This window comes from Microvirga aerophila, from assembly GCF_003332305.1.
GTDB classification, from domain to species: domain Bacteria; phylum Pseudomonadota; class Alphaproteobacteria; order Rhizobiales; family Beijerinckiaceae; genus Microvirga; species Microvirga aerophila.
In genome coordinates this window covers 1-2,795 of record NZ_QOIO01000152.1, presented here as the reverse complement: position 1 = coordinate 2,795, position 2,795 = coordinate 1, and the positions used below count along the sequence as shown (strand labels likewise).

The window sequence follows — 2,795 nt, the reverse complement described above, 5'->3', positions numbered from 1 at the left end:
GTCATACGGCACGTCCTCCTACAGCCCCGAAAAGCAGGAGAGTGCCATTTGAACTTTGCAGAGGGGTGTCATCTCTATATTGCGCTTACACAGATCCTTCGCGGAAGGTTGGTTATGGAACTGGGGATCACCCGCTTCGGATAAGGTCTGCTGGTAGGCCGCAATCTGACCCTATTCTCAAGCCAGTATTTGCAGCAGAGCCTCGCTGGCGCCATAGCACATCTTGCTAAGGAGGCACCATCACCAAGACAGTTTCTGATTATCGCTACGTTTCAATCGTGCAAGAGGTCGACTGTCAGTTAGCACAGATGTATCGCTGACCTCTGCTGTATCAATAGCGTTGCCGTTTCCTGTTGCCATGTTGCATCAGTCATCTTTGTAGCTGCTGTGCCTCGTGCAGCGGTGCCTCACCACGCATCATCCTGAGATCATCCATCCTGAGATCATATGGAGAAGAGCTATGGCATTTCTTCCTGGTACTCCTGATGCCGACACCCTGCCCGGCACTGACGACATTGACGTGATATTCGGTGATCTGGGAAATGACACCATTACGGGCGCTGCCGGCAACGACTTCCTGTCCGGCGATGAAGGGGATGACAACATCACCACTGGCCTTGGTGATGACATCGTGCTCGGCGGAACAGGCAACGATACAATCGGCGGCATGGCCGGTCGTGACGTCGTTCTGGCCGGTAATGGCAATGACATCATCGCCTGGAATGATCCGACTGGTGACGCCGTGTTCGGCGGACAAGGGAATGATACCATCCTTGGCGGTAATGTTGCCGCTGATACGATTTTTGGCGGTGGCGGCGATGATCTCATCCGCGCCTTCGCAAATTCGCCTGGAAATGCCACCGCGGCTGACCTGTTGCTGGGAAACGACGGCAAGGACGTGGTGCTGGGTGGCGATGCCACGGACACTATCGAGGGTGGGCGTGGCGATGACTTCCTCACCGGCAATGGCGGCGCCGATGCTTTCATCTTCCGGGCTTCGGACAAGGGAACGGGCACCGACACCATCACGGACTTCGATCCAGCCGAGGACGTTGTGCAACTGATCGGCTTTGAGCAAGGCCTCGACCCCGTCGCAGCCCTGAGCGATACCCCACTGGGTACTGTGCTGGATTTGGGTGGTGATAACAGCGTGCTGTTCCTCGGTCGCGTTGCTGCCGAGTTCAGTGCCAACGATTTTCTGATTACTTGAACCCCGCTCGGCGCTCAGCGCGGGGCAAGAGCGCCAGATTGGGAAGCTCAACAGGGCTTCAGTAAAGGCGCTAGGGCTTGCTGTAGGCAGGTCTGGGGATGGGGGTGTGCCCCATCTCCTCGCTTTGAGCTCGCGACTCGAGCAGTCTAAAGCGGTTGACGGGTTTGCCCTACGCTCCGGGCCTCCGCTTGTTTGGATGCGAATTGCCGAGAAGACGCTTTATGAAACCTGGCGATAATCACACACTCCCTGCGCCTAGGTTACCTCGAAAGCAGCCTGGCGTTGCAAGCACTAGGGGGCTAAACTGGATGTGCTGCGGGTGAAGCTGGCGAGATCGAGGGACCACCTCGTTTGGCGGCGGGCAGCACCGTCCCACCCGCTCTATTCTTTGGCCATGGGCCGAGGGGCATCATTCTGTACCGAAACAGATCACAGATCAGCAGGTGAGACGGATGCCGAATGGTTTTCATGGAAGCTGCGAGGGGCCCATTGAAGGTCTCTGTCTGCCCCAAAGCGTCTGGAATGTGCTGCAGAGAGAGAACATTACGACCTTCAACCAGCTCAAGGCTGTGGCTGATCAAATTGAGCAGGTCCTGGGCATCGAGCCCAAAACGGCGCTCGTGGTCAGAGAAGATATTGCGCGTGTGGCAGCCCTCGATGATGCTCTGAGCAAGGGTCGGCCTCACAATTCTTGGCAGGCCGAGTAATTCGCAGAATTGCCCTGATGGAGCACAGGCGGCCCTTAGGCCTGAGGCGTCTTGAACTCGATCCGAATGCCCCGAAAGGCGTGCGGTGCGTCAGCCGCAGAGCACGGCAGCTCGGGATTGGGTGGCGTCCCGTCCGATGGGGGGATCTCGTTCCTGTCCGCGTCGAAGTTTCGGTAGTTCGGCCGGGCCAGCACGACCATCAGGCTTGGCTAACGGTGGTGATGCAGGTTCTCACGCTCACTAGAGCATCGGACGAGAAGTCGGATCCGATGAGGTCTGCATCTCAGCCATCCTGGAGCCATGCCGAAGCCGCCGGTGGCGCGTCCACTTAACGGTCCGATGCTCTAGGCTCGACGGTGACCTCCAGCACCCGCACCGTGTCGTCCTCAAAGAGGAGGCGGTGGATTGCCGGTGCGGCGACCAGCGCATTCAGGTGCGGCGGCCATTCCGTTTCGTCAGTCTTAGTCACGCGATCCTCCTCCATAGAGAGGTACGCGCATGATGCTATAAACGCCGCGAATTTCGCGGAAGCCCCAGTATGGAACGAAAGTTCAGGCCGCTCATCCTCGCGTGGCGGAGCCCACGATGAGCTGTCAATGGATGCGGAACTGCTTCAGGGTCCTCTTCACAGAGATTGACCCTGATTGGTCACGGGCATGGCGGCTGGCGCGGGATGCCGCGGAGTGGAAGGCCCGTCAGAGCACAAAAAACCCGGATGGTTCTGACCAGCCAGGGCCTGGATTGATGTCGGCGACCAAGGTTGGGATGCTGCTCCCGGCCTCGATCCGGTAGAGCTCGCGTCCGGTCTCCTCCGTGGCTGCCCGGAAGTAGAGATCTCCGCCGAACTCGGTGAAGCCAATCGGGGCTGAGCTCCTCGG

At 58.6% G+C, this 2,795-nt stretch carries 3 protein-coding genes; 1 reads left to right on the top strand and 2 read right to left on the bottom strand.

From position 1 onward, the window contains the following. Window positions 1-460 precede the first annotated feature (460 nt). Window positions 461-1,210 carry a calcium-binding protein gene (locus DRB19_RS29345; RefSeq protein ID WP_114189469.1) on the top strand — a complete coding sequence of 250 codons (750 nt, stop codon included), beginning with the start codon at window positions 461-463 and terminating at the stop codon, window positions 1,208-1,210. Between the two features lie 1,035 nt (window positions 1,211-2,245). Here DRB19_RS29345 and DRB19_RS30530 read toward each other — a convergent pair. Together DRB19_RS30530 and DRB19_RS29335 are read right to left on the bottom strand one after the other, a co-directional pair. Further along, a complete protein-coding gene (locus DRB19_RS30530; protein WP_162815958.1) occupies window positions 2,246-2,386 on the bottom strand; it encodes a hypothetical protein in 141 nt (46 codons plus the stop codon). 226 nt (window positions 2,387-2,612) lie between these two features. Continuing rightward, window positions 2,613-2,795 (bottom strand): hypothetical protein (locus DRB19_RS29335; protein ID WP_210207563.1); only part of this gene is annotated, 183 nt, incomplete at its 5' end.

Excerpts from the sequence above, each read along its gene's own strand:
- DRB19_RS29345 (WP_114189469.1), top strand. The coding sequence starts at position 461 with ATGGCATTTCTTCCTGGTACTCCTGATGCCGACACCCTGCCCGGCACT.